13 protein-coding genes are annotated in these 19,558 nt (G+C 72.1%); 7 read left to right on the top strand and 6 right to left on the bottom strand.

Annotated features, from left to right (window positions below):
* Nucleotides 1–5: 5 nt before the first annotated feature.
* On the bottom strand, nt 6–602 hold the full coding sequence (locus P3T34_RS11785) for a hypothetical protein (RefSeq protein WP_280665982.1): 597 nt from the start codon (nt 600–602) through the stop codon (nt 6–8).
* 62 nt (nt 603–664) lie between these two features.
* Between P3T34_RS11785 and P3T34_RS11780 the strand changes: the two genes are divergently transcribed.
* Nucleotides 665–811 (top strand): hypothetical protein, encoded by a 147-nt coding sequence (locus tag P3T34_RS11780; RefSeq protein WP_280665981.1) that lies wholly within the window; start codon nt 665–667, stop codon nt 809–811.
* Between the two features lie 281 nt (nt 812–1,092).
* Here P3T34_RS11780 and P3T34_RS11775 read toward each other — a convergent pair whose 3' ends face one another.
* Nucleotides 1,093–1,329, bottom strand: a complete 237-nt coding sequence (locus tag P3T34_RS11775) for a hypothetical protein (protein ID WP_280665980.1) — start codon at nt 1,327–1,329, stop codon at nt 1,093–1,095.
* A gap of 204 nt (nt 1,330–1,533) precedes the next feature.
* Nucleotides 1,534–2,049 carry a hypothetical protein gene (locus tag P3T34_RS11770; protein ID WP_280665979.1) on the bottom strand — a complete coding sequence of 172 codons (516 nt, stop codon included), beginning with the start codon at nt 2,047–2,049 and terminating at the stop codon, nt 1,534–1,536.
* On the opposite strand from P3T34_RS11770, the gene P3T34_RS11765 reads away from it, so the two are divergent.
* Both P3T34_RS11765 and P3T34_RS11760 read left to right on the top strand, forming a co-directional pair.
* Complete coding sequence (locus P3T34_RS11765; protein WP_280665978.1) at nt 2,015–2,743, top strand: LPXTG cell wall anchor domain-containing protein; 729 nt, start codon at nt 2,015–2,017, stop codon at nt 2,741–2,743. The two genes, P3T34_RS11770 and P3T34_RS11765, sit on opposite strands and share 35 nt — an antisense overlap.
* 131 nt (nt 2,744–2,874) lie before the next feature.
* Nucleotides 2,875–5,901: a bifunctional [glutamine synthetase] adenylyltransferase/[glutamine synthetase]-adenylyl-L-tyrosine phosphorylase gene (locus P3T34_RS11760; RefSeq protein ID WP_280665977.1), complete on the top strand. Its 3,027-nt coding sequence runs from the start codon at nt 2,875–2,877 to the stop codon at nt 5,899–5,901.
* A gap of 16 nt (nt 5,902–5,917) precedes the next feature.
* On the opposite strand, the gene P3T34_RS11755 is transcribed toward P3T34_RS11760, so the two are convergent.
* Entirely contained in the window at nt 5,918–6,880 is a 963-nt protein-coding gene (locus P3T34_RS11755) for a phosphatase PAP2 family protein (RefSeq protein WP_280665976.1), read from the bottom strand.
* A gap of 386 nt (nt 6,881–7,266) precedes the next feature.
* Here P3T34_RS11755 and pulA point away from each other — a divergent pair, with 386 nt between their 5' ends.
* Entirely contained in the window at nt 7,267–12,720 is a 5,454-nt protein-coding gene (gene pulA, locus P3T34_RS11750; protein ID WP_280665975.1) for a pullulanase-type alpha-1,6-glucosidase, read from the top strand.
* Between the two features lie 920 nt (nt 12,721–13,640).
* Here the strand turns inward: pulA and P3T34_RS11745 are convergent.
* Nucleotides 13,641–14,159, bottom strand: coding sequence for a SigE family RNA polymerase sigma factor (locus P3T34_RS11745; protein ID WP_280665974.1), 519 nt, complete (start codon nt 14,157–14,159; stop codon nt 13,641–13,643).
* 312 nt (nt 14,160–14,471) lie between these two features.
* Here P3T34_RS11745 and P3T34_RS11740 point away from each other — a divergent pair, with 312 nt between their 5' ends.
* Nucleotides 14,472–16,133, top strand: a complete 1,662-nt coding sequence (locus P3T34_RS11740) for a carbohydrate-binding module family 20 domain-containing protein (protein ID WP_280671991.1) — start codon at nt 14,472–14,474, stop codon at nt 16,131–16,133.
* A gap of 3 nt (nt 16,134–16,136) precedes the next feature.
* On the opposite strand, the gene P3T34_RS11735 is transcribed toward P3T34_RS11740, so the two are convergent.
* Nucleotides 16,137–16,880 carry an SDR family oxidoreductase gene (locus P3T34_RS11735; protein WP_280665973.1) on the bottom strand — a complete coding sequence of 248 codons (744 nt, stop codon included), beginning with the start codon at nt 16,878–16,880 and terminating at the stop codon, nt 16,137–16,139.
* Between the two features lie 200 nt (nt 16,881–17,080).
* Between P3T34_RS11735 and P3T34_RS11730 the strand changes: the two genes are divergently transcribed.
* A complete protein-coding gene (locus tag P3T34_RS11730) occupies nt 17,081–18,370 on the top strand; it encodes an ROK family transcriptional regulator (protein WP_280665972.1) in 1,290 nt (429 codons plus the stop codon).
* 23 nt (nt 18,371–18,393) lie between these two features.
* On the top strand, nt 18,394–19,473 hold the full coding sequence (locus tag P3T34_RS11725) for an enolase C-terminal domain-like protein (RefSeq protein ID WP_280665971.1): 1,080 nt from the start codon (nt 18,394–18,396) through the stop codon (nt 19,471–19,473).
* Nucleotides 19,474–19,558: the final 85 nt, after the last annotated feature.

Raw genomic sequence — 19,558 nt, 5'->3', positions numbered from 1 at the left:
CCGTCTCAGTCCGCCTCTGCCGGGTGAGTAGCTCGGCGGCCCGCGATGTACTCGTCGATGTCCTTGATGAACAGGCCGAGCAGGTCGCCCTCCCGGACGTTCTTCCCGGTGTGGCCGTAGTCCCGGCGAATCGCCAGCAGGGCCTTCTCGAGGACGAAGAGGCCCTCGTCCGGTGGGGTGGTGGTGAGGCTCCGCCTGAACCGGGACCAGCTGATCAGCACGTCGTCCGAGGCCGAGGTGATCAGATCGGGCGTCAGGTCGCGGAACAGGGCCTCGGCGGCGGCGGCCCGCTGGGTGTCCGTCGGACTGTGCAGAACGCCGAAGATGCCGGCGACGAGCCGTGCGTAGATGGGGATTTTGCTGGCCCGGAGCTCGGCTTCGAGGGTCTTGCGGCGCTCGAAGTAGCGCCCGATGACCAGGGTGGCGACGGAGACGATGACGGTCGACATGGCGGTCACCGCGGCGGCGGCCACCGTGGGGTCGACGGCGTGGAATAGCTGATGGCCGACGTCTCTTATCAGGAATACCGCCGCCGCCACGACGCCGAGCAGCAGCGTGGCCAGGACCGCGAGGGCGCCGGCGCCCCTCAGGAAGACTCGCATAGCGGGACTGTGGCAGAAGACCGTGCCGAGGGGAACAGGTGATCAGCCGGAGGTGACTGGCGATGATTGAGGACCCGACCGTCGGCGAACCCGGGGTGGTGACCAAGAGCAGTCCCCGATCGGTGGCCGACACCGTCGCCCGGCTCATCGAGTTGGTCGCAGCGAAGGGGATGAAGGTCTTCGCATCCCCGAGCTCGCCACCCGGCTGAGCGGGATCGACGATCTCACCGACGCCCTGGTGGCAGTCGACCCCTGAGGGTCGCCGACGACTCTTCCAGCCCCTCGGGCGAGTGTCGTTGCAGAAGTCGGCTTGGCCGACTTCCGGGGGGCTGGGAGTCTGGGGGGTTCCTGATGGATCGTCCACCTGGGGGTGGGCGGGCGGTGTGGCGAGGTGGTCGTACGGGGCTGAAGCGTCAACTTGTCGGGGCGAGTCCGCTGTTGACGATTCGAGCCCAAGGGGTAAGGCGCGATCCGGGCGTCTGGTGGTCTGTCACGGGGGGCGGCCGGTGGTTTCTGGGACCTGGCGCAGGTAGGCGGCGCCGCAGGAGTGGCAGAAGGGTTGGGCGGCCGGGGAGCCCCAGGTGTCCGGGGACTGGGATGCGGCGTCGGGAGCGATCTCGCGGCCGCACATGGCCCGGCTGCTGTAGTCCCTGACCATGTGCCAGTGCAGGACTCTGCCCTGTGGGTCTCCGGCCTCGTGTTCGGCGCGCATTTCGTACACGTCCATGAGTGTGATGCTCCGCGTGGCGCAGTGGATGGGCCACTCGGGTTAGCCCAGACGGCTGGCCCTCGGCTGGGGTTGGGCGGTCTGGGTGAATTTATAGGGCCGGGGGAGGCGCTGGCCCGCGTGCTGATCGTACGTATCTGATTCCACGCTCATGATCTGAGGTGATGTTCACTCAGTGTTGTAAAGGAGTAGCCGTGGGTCAGATCATGAGGGCGCCTGCTGGATTCTGCGAGGTGGGCCGATGAGAGGTATGCGCCGCTGGATCGTCCCGCTTGTCGCGCTCTGTGTTTCGAGCGGCGGCCTGGTGGCGGCCGCGCTGCCGGCCGGTGCCGAGGCGGGACCGTCGTCCGTCGAGGTGTCGGCTCCCGCGAGTCCGGCGCCCGTCCTGGCGGCGGGAGCGAGTGCGCCCGCTGCTTCCGAGCCCGCCGCGTCGCCGTCGGCGTCGGCCTCCGAGTCCGCCTCCGAGTCCGCCTCCGAGTCCGCCTCCGAGTCCGCGTCAGCGTCGCCGTCTGCGTCGGCCGCCGCTGCCATGCCCGTGGCGTCTTCGATGCCCTCGGCTTCCGCGTCGGCGTCGGTGTCGGCTTCCGCGTCGGCGTCGGTGTCGGCTTCCGCGTCGGCGTCGGTGTCGGCTTCCGCGTCGGCGTCGGCTTCGGCTTCGGCGTCGGTGGTTCCAGTCCCGGTTCCGGTGCCGGAGGAGGGGGTCAAGGGGGTCGAGGACATCTGCCACCTGCAGATCCGCAAGACCGCCGACCGGGACTCCTACCTCCCCGGGCAGAAGGTCACCTACACGATCACCCTCACCAATGACGGCAATGTGCCGATCCTGGGGGAGGTCGTCACGGATCACCTGGGTGGGGATCTCGCCGGCGCCGCGTACGACAACGACGCGACGGCCGGTAGCGGCGAGCTCTCCTTCCACTCGCCCGACCTGACCTGGGTGGGCGACCTGTACCCGGGTGACCGCGTCACCATCGTCTACAGCCTCACCGCCGCCAGCTCCGACGACAGCCCGACGCGACTGTACGACGCGGTGACCGCTCCGTACAGCAACTGCCTCACGGGCAAGGAGCACGGCTGCCACGTCGACCTCTGCACGCCGCCCCCGCCCCCGCCGTGCACTCCGACGCCCCCGCCCCCGCCGTGCACCCCGACCACCACTCCCACCACGAGCCCGACCACGGGCCCGACCACCACTCCCACCACCACCCCGACTACGGGCCCGACCACCGCGCCGAGCTACCCGAGTAGCCCGCCCGGCCACCACCGGCCCCCCGGTCACCATCACCACCGCCCGCCCGGGGAGCTCGCGAACACCGGTGCGAGCGTCGGTCCCGGCCTGATCGTCTTCGCGCTGGCGCTGCTGCTCGGCGGTAGCGGGATGCTCGTCCTGTCCCGCCGCTCCCGCAGACACTGACCTCTCGACGGCTGCGGGGCCTGACCATCCGGTCGGGCCCCGCAGCCGTTGCATCGCCCGTTCGGGTGAGGGGAAAGAGGTTGACGAACACGTACGCTACGAACCGCCGAATCGCCCAGGAGGGAGCTCTCATGACCGCCGCGGGCAGTCGTATCAGCAGGCCGGAGGTCCGGCTGGTCCGCCGCGGCTTCACGGACCCCGAGGCGGCCGTCGGTCTGCTCTCGGCCCCCGCCCTGACCGGGCTGGCCGACGACCCGGTGCTGCTCGACGCGCTCGGGGCGAGCGCCGACCCCGATCTCGCCCTGCTCGGCCTGGCCCGCCTGCTGGAGGCGCTGGAGGAGTCCGAGCGGCACACCCTGCGCGACACCCTGACCACCTCCAAGCCGTTGCGCGACCGGTTGCTGAGCGTGCTCGGCGCCTCCGCCGCACTCGGCGACCACCTGGCCCACCACCCGCGCGACTGGCACACCCTGGTCACCTTCGAGGTGTGCGACATGCACCCGGGCACCGTCGAGTTCCAGCACGAGCTGGCCGAGCGGGTGAGCGGCACGACGGAGGAGCCGGCCGACGCGCTGCGGGCCGCCTACCGCCGCTGCCTGCTGACCATCGCCGCCCGCGACCTGACCGCCACCACCGACCTCGCCAAGGCCTCCGCCGAGCTGGCCGACCTGGCCGCCGCCACCCTGCAGACCGCGCTGGCGATCGCCTCCGAGCAGGACACGGAGGCGGCCGAGGCCTGCCGGCTGGCGGTGATCGCGATGGGCAAGTGCGGCGGCCGCGAGCTCAACTACGTCTCCGACGTGGACGTCATCTTCGTCGCCGAGGCCCGCGAGGGCGTCGAGGAGCACCACGCGCTGCAGGCCGCCACCCGGCTCGCCGCGCGGATGATGCGGCTCTGCTCGGACACCACCAAGGAGGGCACGATCTGGCCGGTCGACGCCAACCTGCGCCCCGAGGGCCGCAACGGGCCGCTGGTCCGCACGCTGGCCAGCCACCTGGCGTACTACCAGCGCTGGGCCAAGACCTGGGAGTTCCAGGCGCTGCTCAAGGCCCGCCCGGTGGCGGGGGACGCGGCGCTGGGGGCGGCGTACGTCGAGGCGCTGGCGCCGATGGTCTGGCAGGCGGCCGAGCGGGAGAACTTCGTCGCGGACGTGCAGCGGATGCGCCGCCGGGTGATCGAGGCGATCCCGGCCACCGAGCTGGACCGCCAGCTCAAGCTCGGTCCGGGCGGCCTGCGGGACGTGGAGTTCTCCGTCCAGCTGCTCCAGCTGGTGCACGGCCGCACCGACCCGGCGCTGCACAGCCCCAACACGCTGGACGCGCTGGCGGCGCTGTCGGCCGGCGGCTACGTGGGCCGGGCCGACGCCGCCTCGCTGGACTCCGCCTACCGCTTCCTGCGCTCGCTGGAGCACCGGATCCAGCTCTTCCGGCTGCGCCGCACCCACCTGATGCCCACCGACCCGGCCGACCTGCGCCGACTGGCCCGCTCGATGTCCGCGATGATCAACGACGACACCCGGGCCGACCCGGTGGCCGCGCTGGAACGGGAGTGGAAGCGGCACGCCCTCGAGGTGCGCCGGCTGCACGAGAAGCTGTTCTACCGCCCGCTGCTGGACGCGGTGGCCGGGCTCTCGGCGGGGGAGGCGGTGACGCCGGGGACGGCGGCGATGAACCCGGCGGCGGCCAAGGCCCGGCTGGAGGCGCTCGGCTTCGCCGACCCGTCCGCGGCGCTGCGCCATCTGGGGGCGCTGGCCGCCGGGGTCAGCCGCAAGGCCGCCATCCAGCGCACGCTGCTGCCCGTACTGCTGGCCTGGTTCGCCGACTCCGCCGACCCGGACGCCGGGCTGCTGGGGTTCCGGCAGGTCTCCGACGCGCTCGGCCGCACCCCGTGGTACCTGCGGCTGCTGCGCGACGAGAGCGCCGCCGCCGAGCAGCTGGCCCGGATCCTGTCGGCCGGCCGGCTCGCCCCCGACCTGCTGCTGCGCGCTCCCGAGGCGGTCGCCATGCTCGGCGATCCGCAGGGCCTGGAGCCACGCGGGCGGGCGGCGCTCGAGCAGGAGATCCTGTCGGCGGTCGGGCGGGCGCCGAGCGCGGGGGCGGCGGTCGCGGCGGCCCGTTCGGTGCGGCGCCGCGAGCTGTTCCGGACGGCGGCGGCCGATGTGCTCGGCCGCTTCGGCGAGGAGCCGGGCGTCGCGCTGGAGGGCGCGGCCGGCGCGCTCACCGCGCTGAACGCGGCCACCCTGCAAGGCGCGCTGACCGCCTGCACGGCCGGCTGGGAGCAGGCGCACGGCGAGCCGCTGCCGACCCGGATCGCGGTGATCGCGATGGGGCGGTTCGGCGGCCACGAGCTGGGCTACGGCTCGGACGCGGACGTGCTCTTCGTCCACGAACCGCTCCCGGATGCCCAGCACGACGCGGCCGTCGCCGCCCGGGCGGTCTGCAACGAACTGCGCACCCTGCTCGCCGCGCCGTCCACCGAGCCGCCGCTGCTGGTCGACGCGGACCTGCGTCCGGAGGGGCGCCAGGGGCCGCTGGTGCGCACGCTGGGCTCGTACGAGGCGTACTACGGGCGCTGGTCGCACGTGTGGGAGAGCCAGGCGCTGCTGCGGGCCGAGGCGATCGCGGGCGACGCCGAGCTGGGGGACCGGTTCCGCGCGGTGATCGACCCGCTGCGCTACCCGGAGCAGGGGGTGCCGGAGCGGGACCTGATGGAGATCCGGCGGATCAAGGCGCGGATCGAGAGCGAGCGGCTGCCGCGCGGGGCCGATCCGACCACGCACACCAAGATCGGCCGCGGCGGCCTGGCCGACGTCGAGTGGACGGTGCAGCTGCTGCAGCTCCAGCACGGCCACGAGCTGCCGGGCCTGCGCACCACCCGGACCAGGCGGGCGCTGCTGGCGGCGCACGACGCCGGGCTGCTGGCGGTGGAGGACGCCGAGGTGCTGGACGCCGCCTGGGTGCTGGCCTCGCGGGTGCGCAGCGCGGTGATGCTGGTGCGCGGGCGGCCCGGCGACAGCTTCCCGGGGGAGGCGCGCGAGCTCGCCGGGGTGGCCCGCTACCTCGGGTACGGGGAGGGTCGCAGCGGCGAGCTCGTCGACGACTACCGGCGCATCACCCGCCGGGCGCGCAGCGTGGTGGAGCGGCTCTTCTACGGCTGAGCCCAGGCCGGCCGCGTTAGCGGCTGCCGGCGCCGATCGGGCTCGGGCGCTGCTCGGGCAGCGCGCGGCCGGTGTCCTGCCAGGAGGCCGGGATCTGCGGGAACTGGTAGGCCCAGCGGTGGTAGAACACCCGCGTGCACAGGAAGCCGATGCCCAGGCAGAGCGCGCCGCCGACGGCGTCCATCCAGAAGTGGTTGGCGGTCGAGATGATCACCAGCAGGGTGGCCGCCGGATAGACCAGGCCCAGGGCCCGGACCCAGGTCCGCTCGGCCAGGAAGAAGATCGTCAGGCCGCACCAGAGCGACCAGCCGATGTGCATCGAGGGCATCGCCGCGAACTGGTTGGAGACGCTGGCTCCGGCGCCCGAGGCCAGCGAGCCCCAGGTGTGGTGCACCTCGACGGTGTCCACGAAGTGGCCGGCGGTCATCAGCCGGGGTGGGGCCAGCGGGTAGAAGTAGAAGCCGACCAGCGCGATGCCGGTGGTGATGAAGAGCACCGTGCGGCTGGCCGCGTAGCGGCCGGGATGACGGCGGTAGAGCCAGACCAGGACGCCGATGGTCATGATGAAGTGCAGCGTCGCGTAGTAGTAGTTCATCCCCACGATCAGCCAGGTGATCGAGTTGACCCCGTGGTTGATCGAGCGCTCGACGTTGATGCCCAGGGACTGCTCGATGTGCCAGACCCAGGAGGCGTGCTGCTGCGCGATCGCCGCCTGCTCGGGCACCGCGTTGCGTACCAGCGAGTACAGCCAGTAGCTGATGCCGATCAGGGCGAGCTCGAAGAGCAGTCGGGGGCGTACCGGGCCTCTGCGCTGGGCGCCGATCCTGGTGCGAAGCGCGGTGGCACCCCGCAGGCCGGTGCTCCCGGTGGCTCCGTCGGCAACCTCGTCCATCGGGCGGGATGCTGCGACGGAACCGCCTGCGGATGCCTTGGCCGCGCGCTCGGCGCCTGGCTCATGGATCTCGGTCGGTTCCCCCATGGACGAGAAGTCTGCCAGACGTTCTGTGGCCGTCCGATCATCCTCTGGTCGTGGATTCGTCACCGGCTGTCCTCCCACAGTGCTAGAGGCCTGCCCCCAGACGGTGCGGGGGAGGAGGCACGGGGCGCGCGAGTGCGGCGCGTCGGAGAGACACACATGCGTTCCATTGTTACTCGTTCGCAATCTCCGCTGCGCGGCGGGGCCGCTGTAACGCCCTGCAAGCCTTTCGACATCTTGCTGAAACAAATTTCAGCCGCTAGCGTCCACGCCACTCGACGACGACGCCCCCAAGGGAGCCCGCTGTGGCCGCTGTTCAGCTTCGCCGTGCCCGGAGCACGACCACCCGAACGAGACCACGCCGAGCCGGGGTCTTACTCGCGGTCGCCTTGACCGCCGCCTCGCTCGGCTCGGCGCCGCTCGCCACCGCCGCCGCGGCCCCCGCACCGCCCTCCGACCAGCACCTGGCCGCCGCGGCCGACCGGCACGACCTGACCCGCGAGCAGTACTACTTCGTGCTGCCGGACCGCTTCGCCAACGGCGATCCCGGCAACGACACCGGCGGCATCACCGGCAGTCGGATGGTCAACGGCCTCGACCCCACCGACAAGGGCTTCTACCACGGTGGCGACCTGCAGGGCGTGATCGACAAGCTCGGCTACATCCAGAACCTCGGCACCACGGCGATCTGGCTGGCCCCGATCTTCAAGAACAAACCCGTCCAGGGCACCGGCGACGCCGCCTCGGCCGGCTACCACGGCTACTGGATCACCGACTTCACCCAGGTCGACCCGCACTTCGGCACCAACGCGCAGCTCAAGGAGCTGATAGCGAAGGCGCACGCCCGGGGGATCAAGGTCTTCTTCGACGTCATCACCAACCACACCGCCGACGTCATCGACTACGCCGAGCCCAGCCACGCCTACCGGACGACCGGCGCCTATCCGACGCTGGACCAGAACGGCGCGCCGGTCGACGAGACGGCGCTGGCCGACGCGGACGCGGCCACAGGGTCTACGGCGTACCCGAAGCTGACGGCGAACTCGTTTCCCTACACGCCCGTGGTCACCGACCCGAACGCCAAGTCACCGGCCTGGCTGAACGACCCGGCGCTCTACCACAACCGCGGCGACTCGACCTTCGCCGGCGAGTCCGCCACCGAGGGCGACTTCGCCGGCCTGGACGACCTGGACACCCAGAACCCCAAGGTGGTCCAGGGTTTCGAGAAGATCTACCAGGACTGGGTCAAGCAGACCGGGGTCGACGGCTTCCGGATCGACACCGTCAAGAACGTGAACATGGCCTTCTGGCAGCAGTGGGCACCGGCCCTGAAGGCGTACGCCGCCAAGCAGGGTGACAAGAACTTCTTCATGTTCGGCGAGGTCTACGACGCCGACCCCGCCGTCACCTCGCCCTACGTCACCAAGGGCAGGCTGCAGGCCACCCTGGACTTCCCGTTCCAGGACGCCGCCCGCCGCTATGTCTCGCAGGGCGGCTCGGCCAAGGCGCTGTCCGCCCTCTACGCGCAGGACTACCGCTACACCACGGCCGACACCAACGCCTACGAGCTGCCCACCTTCACCGGCAACCACGACATGGGCCGGATCGGCTCCTTCCTGCAGGCCGACAACCCCGGCGCGGACCCGGCCACGCTGCTCGCCAAGGACCAGCTCTCCAACCAGCTGCAGTTCCTCACTCGCGGCCAGCCGGTCGTCTACTACGGCGACGAGCAGGGCTTCACCGGTCCGGGCGGCGACAAGGACGCCCGGCAGGACATGTTCGCCTCGCAGGTCGCCTCCTACAACAGCGACGCGGTGATCGGCGGCACTCCCGGCTCGGCCGACCGCTACGGGCAGAGCGGCCCGCTCTACCAGGGCATCGCGAGCCTGGCCGCGCTGCGCAAGGCCAATCCGGCGCTGGCCGACGGCGCGCAGATCGAGCGCTACGCCGCCGACGGGCCGGGCGTCTACGCGTTCTCCCGGATCGACGCCAAGGAGAAGGTCGAGTACCTGGTCGCGGTCAACAACGCGACCACCGCGCAGACCGTCACGTTGGACACCTACTCCGCCGCGATGGGCTTCGACCAGCTCTACCCCGCCGCCGGTGGACGGCTGACCAGCGGCGCCGACCGCAAGGTGACGGTCACCGTCCCGCCGCTCTCCTCGGTGGTCTACCGCGCGGCGGGCAGGCTCGCCGCGTCCGCCGCCGCGCCGTCGATCAGCCTGAGCGCGCCGGCGGACGGCACCACCGGCACGGTCACGGTGGGCGCGAACGTCGGCGGGTCCGACTTCCACCGCGTCACCTTCGCCGCGCAGCTCGGCAACGGACCCTGGCAGACGCTGGGCGGCTCGGACACCGGCGCGGACAAGGTGACGCAGGACCTGAGCGCCGCCGCCCCGGGCACGGTGGTGCGCTACAAGGCCGTGGTCCAGGACTCCAGTGGCCACCTGCGCTCGACCACCGCGAGCTTCACCACCGGCACCCCGGCCCCGCAGCCCCCGCCGACCGCCACCGCGCACCCGTACGCCGTGGTGCACTACCAGCGCAAGGACGGCGACTACGACGGCTGGAACCTCTACGCCTGGGGCGACCTCGCCGACGGCGAGGGCACCAGCTGGCCCGCCGGGCACCCGTTCACCGGCCGCGACGCGTACGGCGCCTTCGCCTACGTCAAGCTGAACAGCGCCGCCTCGGACGTCGGCTTCATCGTGGAGAACAACGGCACCAAGGACGTCGCCGCCGACCGGCACATCGATGTCGGCGCGACCGGCGAGGTCTGGCTCAAGCAGGGCGACCCGACCGTCTACCAGCAGAACCCCGGGCCCAGCTCGACCGCGCCGGCCGGGACGGCGGTGATCCACTACCACCGGGCGGACGGCGACTACGACGGCTGGGGCCTGCACGACTGGACCGGCGCCGCCACCCCCACCGACTGGACCCACCCGTTGCAGCCGGCCCGCAAGGACGCCTTCGGGGAGGTCTTCGACGTCCCGCTCGCGCCCGGCGCGACCAGCCTCAGCTACATCCTGCACAACGGCGACACCAAGGATCAGCCGGCCGACCAGTCCCTCGATCTGGCCACCTACGGCAACGAGGTGTGGGTGCTCGGCGGCCAGCCGGGGTATCTGCTGCCGCAGGTCGCGAGCACCGGCTCGCAGCTCGACCTCTCGACGGCCAAGGCGCAGTGGATCGACGCCACCACGGTGGCGGTGCCGGCCGGCTACGGCGCGGGTGACGCGGCGCTGAACGGCGGTACCAGCGCGCAGCTGATCTACGATCCGGCCGGCGGGATCACCGTCGACAAGGGCGTGCTCAGCAAGCCGGGCTACTGGCTGCGGCTCAACCCGGTGGCCGGCGGCCTGACGGCGGACCAGCGCGCGAAGTACCCGAACCTGGCGGGCTATCGCGCCTTCAGCGTGGACCCGCGCGACACCGGCCGGGTGGCCACGGCGCTGCGCGGCCAGCTGCTCTTCACCGAGCACCTGCCCAGCGGCGCGGCGCTGGCCGCCACCGGGGTGCAGGTGCCGGGTGTGCTGGACGCGCTGTACGCGGGCGGGGCCGCCAAGGCCGCGCTCGGTCCGGTGTACAGCGACTGTAAGGTCACGCTCTCATTGTGGGCACCGACCGCCGCCGAGGTCTCCGTCCAGCTCTTCGACGCCGCCACGGGCGGGACGCCGAAGACCGTGCCGCTGCGCCGCGACGACGTGACCGGCGTCTGGTCGTTGACCGGTGACCGCAAGCAGCTGAACGGGAGGTACTACCTCTACCAGGTCAAGGTCTGGGCACCGAGCGTTCAGCAGCTGGTCACCAACCTGGTGACCGACCCCTACTCGGTCGCGCTCTCCGCCGACTCCCGGCGCAGCCTGGTCGCCGACCTGGCCGACCGCTCCACCAAGCCGGCCGGTTGGGACCAGAGCCGCAGCCCGCAGCCGATCCCGGTCGGCAAGCAGCAGATCCAGGAGCTGCACGTGCGCGACTTCTCGGCGGCGGACAGCACGGTGCCGACCGCCGAGCGCGGCACCTACCTGGCCTTCACCCAGTCCCAGTCGGCGGGGATGCAGCACCTGCGCGCACTGGCCAAGGCGGGCGTCACCACCATCCACCTGCTGCCGACCTTCGACATCGCCAGCATCCCGCCCACCGCCGACCAGAAGCTGCCGCCTTGCGACCTGGCCGCGCTGGCCGCCGACAGCGACCGGCAGCAGGCCTGCGTGGCGGCGGTGCAGGCTGACGACGCCTACAACTGGGGCTACGACCCGCTGCACTACACCGTGCCGCAGGGCTCGTACGCGACCGACCAAGGGGGCACCTCCCGCCCGAAGGGTGGGGGAGGGACGGCGCGCACGGTGCAGTTCCGGCAGATGGTGCAGGCGATCCACCAGGCCGGGCTGCGGGTGGTGCTCGACGTGGTCTACAACCACACCGCGGCGGCCGGGCAGGACGACCACTCGGTGCTGGACCGGATCGTCCCCGGCTACTACCAGCGGCTGAGCGACAACGGCGCGGTCACCACCGACAGTTGCTGCGCGGACACCGCGCCCGAGCACGCGATGATGGACAAGCTGGTCGTGGACTCGGTGCTGACGTGGGCCCGGCAGTACAAGGTGGACGGCTTCCGGTTCGACCTGATGGGCCTGGACCCGAAGGCCACCATGCTCGATGTGCAGTCCGCGCTGCGGACGTTGACGCCGCAGCGGGACGGCGTCGACGGCGCCTCGCTCTTCCTCTACGGCGAGGGCTGGAACTTCGGCGTGGTGGCGAACAACGCCCGCTTCGTGCAGGCCACCCAGCCGAACATGGCCGGCACCGGCATCGCCACCTTCGACGACCGGCTGCGCGACGCCGCCCGCGGCGGCACCTTCATGCTCTCCTCCGCCCAGCAGCAGGGCTTCGCCTCGGGCCTGTTCACCGACCCCAACGGCTCGGCCGCGAACGGGACCCCCGACCAGCAGAAGGCCGCGCTGCTGCACCAGATGGACCAGATCAAGGTGGGCCTGACCGGCGACCTGGCGGGCTACTCGTTCACCGACAGCACCGGAAAGACCGTCACCGGCGCGGGAGTCGACTACGGCGGCTCGCCCACCGGCTATGCGGATGAACCCGGTGACGCCGTCAACTACCTTGACGCGCACGACAACACCGACCTGTTCGACGCGCTCGCCTACAAGCTGCCGGTCACCACCTCGCCGGACGACCGGGCCCGGATGCAGGCGCTCGGACTCTCGCTCACCGCGCTCACCGAGGGCCCGGGCTTCGCCCAGGCGGGCAGCGACCTGCTCCGCTCCAAGTCGCTGGACAGCAACTCCTTCAACTCCGGCGACTGGTTCAACGCGATCCACTGGAGCTGCGCGGACGGCAACGGCTGGGGTCACGGCCTGCCAATGGCGGCCGACAACCAGTCGATGTGGCCGGTGGCCAGGACCCTGCTGGCGGACCCGCGACTGACCATGGGGTGCGGGCAGATCGACGCGGCGAGCGCCCAGTACCAGGCGTTCCTGATGATCAAGCACTCCTCGCCGCTGTTCGCGCTCTCCACGGCGGCGCAGGTGCAGCAGCGGTTGTCCTACCCGCTCTCGGGTACGCCCGGGGAGATCCCCGGGGTGATCACCCTGCACCTGGACGGGACCGGGCTGCCCGGCGCGGAGAAGGGTCTCACGGTGGTCTTCAATGCCACGCCGTCGCAGCAGACGCAGACCCTCACCGCGCTGCGCGGCAGCTCCCAGGCGCTGCACCCGGCGCAGGCGGGCGGCGGCGACCCGGTGGTGAAGCGGTCCGCCTTCGACCCGGCCTCCGGCACCTTCACCGTGCCGGCCCGGACGGTGGCGGTGTTCGTCCAGCACTGACCGGCCACGGCGGCCTGCTGCCCCCCCCCGGCAGCAGGCCGCCGTGCCCTGCTCACTGGGCCGGTTGCTGGGCGCGCGGGACGGCGGCGGCCAGGCGTTCGCCGGCCTCGGCGACCGACTGCGGGATCTGGAAGCCCAGCAGCGGGCTCTGCACGATCTGCTGGGCGGTGGCGAGGCTGATCGCGGGCGCCGCCCTGGTGGTCACCCGGGGGGTTCACCTTGGCGAAGGCGCTGACGGTCCCGTTGAAGGCGTCGATCCGGATCTCCTCGCCGCTCGGGCGTACCAGCTCGACGAAGGAGGAGCTGAACCCCGCGCCGTCCGGGTGCGTGACGGCCGTCAACTCCCGGCTGCCGTCCGCCAGGAGGCTCTCGGTGCAGCTGTCCGGGCCGGGGTTGTCGGGGTCGGAGCGCCAGAACGCGCAGCTGGTGACGTCGCTCGCGGCCGCCGCGTGCTGCACGCTCAGCTGGATGGTGGAGGCGCCGTGGCCGTCGTCGTAGTCGACCGAGAGGTCCACGCTGGTCTTGGGGGTGTCGTGGACGCTGCGGTGGTCGTCGTAGTTGTCGAGCGCGGCGCCGGGGGGCAGGTGGTCGACCAGCACCTTGAGCGCGCCGGCTTCGGTGAACGGCACCAGCGGGTCGGCGTTCACCGAGGTGGCGGGCGCGTTGGACACCGGCGGGGCTGACGCGGAGACCGAGTCGCCGCTGGACCTGTTCAGGCCGAGCAGCACGCCGGTGGTGGCGAGCGCGCCCACGGCGAGGGCGGCGCCGGCCGCCTGCAGCCTGCGCCGCAGCCGGCGGCGGCCGAGCCAGGTGCCGGTGGCCACCATCACGGCCACCGGCGGGGTCAGGTCCTGGACGCTCTCTTCGAGCAGTCTGCTGAGGTCGTGCTCCATCGTGCGGTCCCTGGGGGTCGTTGGGGCTCAGGACTGGAAGAGCAGTGCGCGGTCCTCGCCGAGGATCTCCCGAAGTCGGCTCAGCGAGCGGGAGTTGAGGCTCTTGACCGCGCTCGGCGTGGTGTCCAGCGCCTCGGCGACCGCCTCGATCGTGTAGTCCTCCAGGAAGCGCAGCACCACGGCGGCCCGGTTGCGGGGCGGTAGTTGGCGCAGCGCGGCCAGCAGGGTGAGCCGCAGGTCGCTCTCGGTGCCGCCGTCCGCCGCGTCCGCCGGGCCGTCGAAGACCTCGGCCACCGCGACCTCGCCGGAGCGCCGCAGCCGGCGGTGCGAGAGGTAGCAGCGCAGCAGGACCTTGCGGGCGTAGGCGTCCAGGCCCGGTTCGGCGCGACCGCGCTGGATCCGGCCCCAGACGGGGTAGAGCTTGGAGAAGGTGGTCTGCACCAGATCCTGCGCCTGGTGCCAGTCGCCGCACATCAGATACGCGACCTGGAAGAGTCGCCGCGCCCTGGTGGCCGCGAACTCATCGAAGCCGAGGACCTCGTGCATGGGGATCTCCTGGTGGGCGGTGGCGTGGCGTCACCGGTATCAGACGCCGCGAGCGCCGTGGTGGTCTCGCGCCGGTCGCTGCCAAACCGTTGCCATCGGGAGTCTTGACGCGATCTTGAGGCAGGCCTAGGTTCAGCGCTGAAAGTTTCCTGCAAGTTTCAGAAATCTTGCAGAAGGCGTCACTTGCCGTATCCGGCTGCCCCACCCAGCCATCCAGGAGACAACGTGGTCACCTCAGTTCTGCCGCGCCGAGGCCGCCGGGCCCGTCGCGTCGCCAGCGCACTCACCGCCTCGACCGCCCTCGCGTTCTCGCTGGTCTCCGGTGTCGCCGCCGCGCCCACCGCGCAGGCCGCCCCGCCCGGCACCAAGGATGTCACCGCCACCCTCTTCGAGTGGAAGTTCGACTCGGTCGCCCAGGCCTGCACCGACACGCTCGGCCCCAAGGGCTACGGCTATGTCGAGGTCTCCCCGGCCGAGGAGCACATCCAGGGCAGCCAGTGGTGGACCTCCTACCAGCCCGTCAGCTACCAGATCGCCGGCCGGCTCGGCGACCGCACCTCCTTCCAGCACATGGTCAGCACCTGCCACGCGGCCGGCGTGAAGGTGATCGCCGACGCCGTCATCAACCACATGACGGCCGGCTCCGGCACGGGCACCGGCGGGACGGTGTACAGCAAGTACAACTACCCGGGCCTCTACCAGGACCAGGACTTCCACACCTGCCGCCAGCCGATCACCGACTACCAGGACCGCACCAATGTCCAGGACTGCGAACTGGTCAACCTCGCGGACCTGGACACCGGCAGCGCGTACGTGCAGCAGACCATCGCCAACTACCTCGACGACCTGGCGAGCCTGGGCGTCGACGGCTTCCGGATCGACGCGGCCAAGCACATCGCCGCCACCGAACTGGCCGCCATCAAGGCCAGGATGACCAACCCCAACGCCTACTGGGTGCAGGAGGTGATCTACGGCGCCGGCGAGCCGATCCAGCCGTCCGAGTACACCGGCACCGGCGACGTGGACGAGTTCCGGGTCGGCACCGACCTCAAGCGGATCTTCACCACCGACAAGCTCGCCGACCTGAGCACCTGGGGTGCCTCCTGGGGCTACCTGCCGAGCAGCCAGGCACGCTCCTTCGTCGACAACTGGGACACCGAGCGCAACGGCTCCACGCTCAACTACACCTACGGCAGCACCTACACGCTCGCCAACGTCTTCCTGCTGGCCGAGACCTACGGCTCGCCCAACATCTACTCGGGCTACTCCTTCACCAGCACCGACGACGGCCCGCCCAACGGCGGCACGGTCAACGCCTGCTACCAGGACGGCTGGAACTGCACGCACGCCTGGCCGCAGATCGCCAACATGGTGGGCTTCCGCAACGCGGTGGCGGGCACCGCGGTGACCGACTGGTGGTCCAACGGCAACAACGCGATCGCCTTCGGGCGCGGCGACAAGGGCTATGTCGCGCTCAACCACGAGACGGGCCCGGTCACCCAGACCTTCCAGACCTCGCTGCCGGCCGGCAGCTACTGCGACGTCGAGCACGGTGACCCGGCCGGTGGCGGCTGCACCGGACCGAGCTACACGGTGGCCTCCGACGGCACCTTCACCGCGACGGTCGGCGCGGGGGACGCGATCGCGCTCTACGTCGGTGCGCCGGGCGGCGGTTCGCTCTCCACCGGCGCGTCGTTCGCGGTGAACGCGACCACCGTGCCCGGCCAGAACATCTACGTGTCGGGCGACAACGCGGCCCTCGGCGCCTGGAACACCAGCCAGGCAGTGGCGCTCTCCTCGACGTCGTACCCGGTGTGGAAGCTGGACGTGCCGCTGCCGGCCGGAACGTCCTTCCAGTACAAGTACCTCCGCAAGGACGCCAGCGGCGCGGTGACCTGGGAGTCCGGTGCCAACCGCACCGCCACCGTGCCGGCCGGCGGCGAGGTGTCGCTCAACGACACCTGGCGGCCGTAGCGTTCAGCCCCGCCCGACGTACGGCATCGTGGTGGCCAGCACCGTGACGGACTGGATGTTGGCCTCCAGCGGGAGTTCGGCCATGTGGCGTACCGTCCGGGCGACATCGGCGACGTCCATGGTCGGCTCCGGGGTGATCCGGCCGTCGGCCTGCCGCACGCCCGTGCTCATCGCGGCGGTCATGTCGGTGGCGGCGTTGCCGATGTCGATCTGGCCGCAGGCGATCCGGTACGGGCGGCCGTCCAGCGAGAGCGACTTGGTCAGGCCGCTGACGGCGTGCTTGGTGGCGGTGTAGGCGATGCTCTGCGGGCGCGGCACGTGGGCGGAGATCGAGCCGTTGTTGATGATCCGGCCGCCCTGCGGGCGCTGGCCCTTCATCTGGCGGAAGGCGGCCTGCGCGCAGAGGAAGGCGCCGGTGAGGTTGAGGTCGACCACCGCCCGCCAGTCCTGGTAGCTCAGGTCCTCCAGCGGGACGGGCGCTCCGAAGGTGCCGGCGTTGTTGAAGAGCAGGTCGATCCGGCCGTAGCGTTCGGCGACCTCGGCGAACAGGGCGTCCACGGCGGCCGGGTCGGTGACGTCGGTCGGGATCACGGCGGCTGCGGTGCCGATGCGGGCGGCCGTCTCGTGCAGCGGTTCGGCGCGGCGGCCGGCCAGGGCCAACTGCCAGCCACCGGCGGCGAGTTCGATTGCCACGGCGCGACCGACGCCGGTGCCGGCCCCGGTGACGACGGCGATCTGCTGCGGCATGTGGTGCTCCTCGTGGTGCGGCGGTCCCCTGATGATCCCCGACCGGGGGGCCCGCGTCATTGGTAGGAGCGCCCCAAAGAGCGGCGGCGTGCGGCGCGGGGGACTGGAGGGTGCCACCGGGGTCTCGGCCGGGAATTCTGTCTAAATTTCTGAAACTAAGTCGCGATTCGCGCTACAGTGCCGGAGAGGAGGAAGCCATCGTGGACGTCCGCAACGACCAGCCCCAGGGTCTGATCACCCCAGGCCAGCGCGCCGAGTACATGCGCCAGGGCAACGCCTCCGCCGTGCTGCGCGCGGTCCTCGCCTATGGTCCGGTCTCCCGCGCCGAGATCGCCCGGCACACCGGCCTCTCCGCGCCCAGCGTCACCAAGCTCACCAGCACGCTGATCGACGTCGGCCTGCTCGGCCAGCTCGCCCCGATGGAGCCCACCCAGGGCCGCCCCCGGGTGCCGCTGCGCGTCGACCCCGACCGTACGGTCGCGCTCGGCCTGCACATCGGCGTGCTGCGCAGCACCTTCGGCCTGGTCGGCCTGGACGGCCGGGTGCTCGCCGAGCGCGAGCTCGCGCACGCCGAGCTGGCCGACACCTCCCCGCAGGCGATCGCTGACCAGGCGGTCCGCGGCGTGCGGGCCCTGCTCGACAACCGCCTCGGCGAGCGCCGGCTGGTCGGCACCGGCGTCAGCATCGGCGGCTGGGTGGACGGCGCGCGCGGCCGGGTGGTCGAGCACGGCCCGCTGGGCTGGCACGACGTCGACCTGCTCGACCTGCTCGGCGCGCGGCTGCCCGGGCCGGTGGTGCTGGAGCAGACCGTACGGGCCATCGCGCGGGCCGAGCTCTGGTTCGGCGCCGGGCGTGAGGTCGACGACTTCGTGCTGGTCTTCATCGGCAATGTGCAGGGTGCGGCGATCGTGGTGGACCGCACCGTGCACCGCGGCCCGGGCGCGGCGGCCGGCGGCATCGAGCACCTGCTCGCCACCGACGACCCCGAGGTGCGCTGTCCGCGCTGCGGCACCGGCTGTCTGAGCGAGGCCGCCGGTGACATCGCGCTGGCGGCGCAGGCCCGCGCGGCCGGCGTGCTCGGCGTGCTCGGCTCGGGTGAGGGCAGCGGCGGGGGCGGGGGTGGAGCGGCGGGCTCCGGGCTGGACCTGGAGCGGCTGGTGGCCGCCGCGCGGCCGGCCGGCTCGGGCACCGGGGACGTCCGGGCGCAGGAGCTGCTGCGCCGGCGGGCCCGGCGGGCCGGGCGGGCCGTCGCCACCATCGTCGATCTGCTGAATCCGAGCCGGGTGGTGCTGGCCGGCGGCATCCTGGTCGCCGAGGAGTACCTGGACGACCTGCGGGCCGAGGTCGCGCTGCGCAGCCACCGCGGGTCGGCGGTGGCCGGGGACATCGTGCCCGCGGTCTTCGGCGCGCGCACCCTGGTGCGCTCCTCCGCGGTGCCCATGCTGGAGCGGGTCATCACCGAGCCGTTCGCCGCGCTGGGGATGCTGTGACGGGCCGGCCGGGGGTGACGGGCGTGCTGGGTGTGCCGGGCGTCACCGTTGTGCAGCGGGCCGAGCTGTACCGCTGCGCCGTCAGCCGCCGCACCGACTGGCTGCTGCTGCGGCTGACGGACTCCGACGGGGTCAGCGGCTGGGGCGAGTGCTCGGACGCCGGGCCGATCGGCGGGGTGCTAAAGCAGCTCGACGCGTGGGGTGAAAGCCCTTCGGACGTCAGCGAGTTCACCCGCGCCACGGTGCTCGGTGGGCTGCGCCAGGCGCAGGCCGACCAGGCCGCGCGACGGGCCGGGCAGCCGCTCTGGCGGTGGCTGGGCGCCGACTCGGCGCGCGAGGTGGAGCTCTACGCCACCCTTGACCGCTCGCCGCACGGCCGGGCGCCCGCCGAGGTCGCGGCCGCCGCCGAGGCCGCCGTGCTGGCGGGCTTCCGCACTGTCAAGCTGGCCCCCTTCGACACCGTCGGCGGCGACCGGCTGGCCCACCTGGGGCTGGCCAGGGTGCAGGCGGTGCGGGCGGCGGTCGGCGACGGCTCCGAGCTGCTGGTGGACTGCCACCAGCGCCTGCCACTGGCCGAACTCTCCCAGCTGCTGGACGCGTTCGCCAAGCTGCGGATCGGCTGGCTGCAGGGCGGCATCGGCATCGACCGCCCGGGTGAGCTGGCCGAGCTGCGGGCCCGTACCGAAATCCCGCTCGCGGGCGGCCAGTTCGCCGCCCATCCGGAGCAACTCGCCGCTGTGGCGGGCCTGCTGGGCATCGTGCTGGCGGACGTCAAGCACACCGGCGGCCCGGCCGGCGTCCTGGCGCTGGCCGCCGCCGCGGGGCCGGCCCGGGTCTCGCTGCACAACCCGGCCGGACCGGTGGCCACCCTGCACAGCGCCCACCTGGCGGCGCGGTTGCCCGCCGAGCCGCTGGAGTACGCCTTCGGCGAGGTGCCCTGGCGCGGCGAACTGCTGGGCGGCGCCGAGCAGTTCGACTGCGGTCGGCTGATCCTGCCGACCGGACCCGGCCTCGGCGCCGAGCCGGACCTGCGGCACCCCTCGGTGGTCCCGCTCTGGAGCGGGAGCATCGCGCTCGCCGGCCCCGGTCGCCCCGCCGCGTAAATCCTGCGCTGTGACCTGCGTCCCACCCATTTTCCGAGAAAGTCCGAATTTCGGAAAAATACCCGCCGAATGACCCCCGCCGATC

It is taken from the genome of Kitasatospora sp. MAP12-44 (assembly GCF_029892095.1).
Taxonomy (GTDB): Bacteria; Actinomycetota; Actinomycetes; order Streptomycetales; family Streptomycetaceae; genus Kitasatospora.
Note: the sequence above shows the minus strand (reverse complement) of the source record. Positions and strands in the feature narration are given on the sequence as shown.

Bases quoted from the DNA above. Each gene is read 5' to 3' on its own strand.
- P3T34_RS11780 (WP_280665981.1), top strand. From the start codon at position 665: ATGATTGAGGACCCGACCGTCGGCGAACCCGGGGTGGTGACCAAGAGC.
- P3T34_RS11735 (WP_280665973.1), bottom strand. From the start codon at position 16,880: ATGCCGCAGCAGATCGCCGTCGTCACCGGGGCCGGCACCGGCGTCGGT.
- P3T34_RS11745 (WP_280665974.1), bottom strand. From the start codon at position 14,159: ATGCACGAGGTCCTCGGCTTCGATGAGTTCGCGGCCACCAGGGCGCGG.
- P3T34_RS11775 (WP_280665980.1), bottom strand. From the start codon at position 1,329: ATGGACGTGTACGAAATGCGCGCCGAACACGAGGCCGGAGACCCACAG.
- P3T34_RS11755 (WP_280665976.1), bottom strand. From the start codon at position 6,880: ATGGGGGAACCGACCGAGATCCATGAGCCAGGCGCCGAGCGCGCGGCC.
- P3T34_RS11760 (WP_280665977.1), top strand. From the start codon at position 2,875: ATGACCGCCGCGGGCAGTCGTATCAGCAGGCCGGAGGTCCGGCTGGTC.
- P3T34_RS11770 (WP_280665979.1), bottom strand. From the start codon at position 2,049: ATGTCCTCGACCCCCTTGACCCCCTCCTCCGGCACCGGAACCGGGACT.
- P3T34_RS11785 (WP_280665982.1), bottom strand. From the start codon at position 602: ATGCGAGTCTTCCTGAGGGGCGCCGGCGCCCTCGCGGTCCTGGCCACG.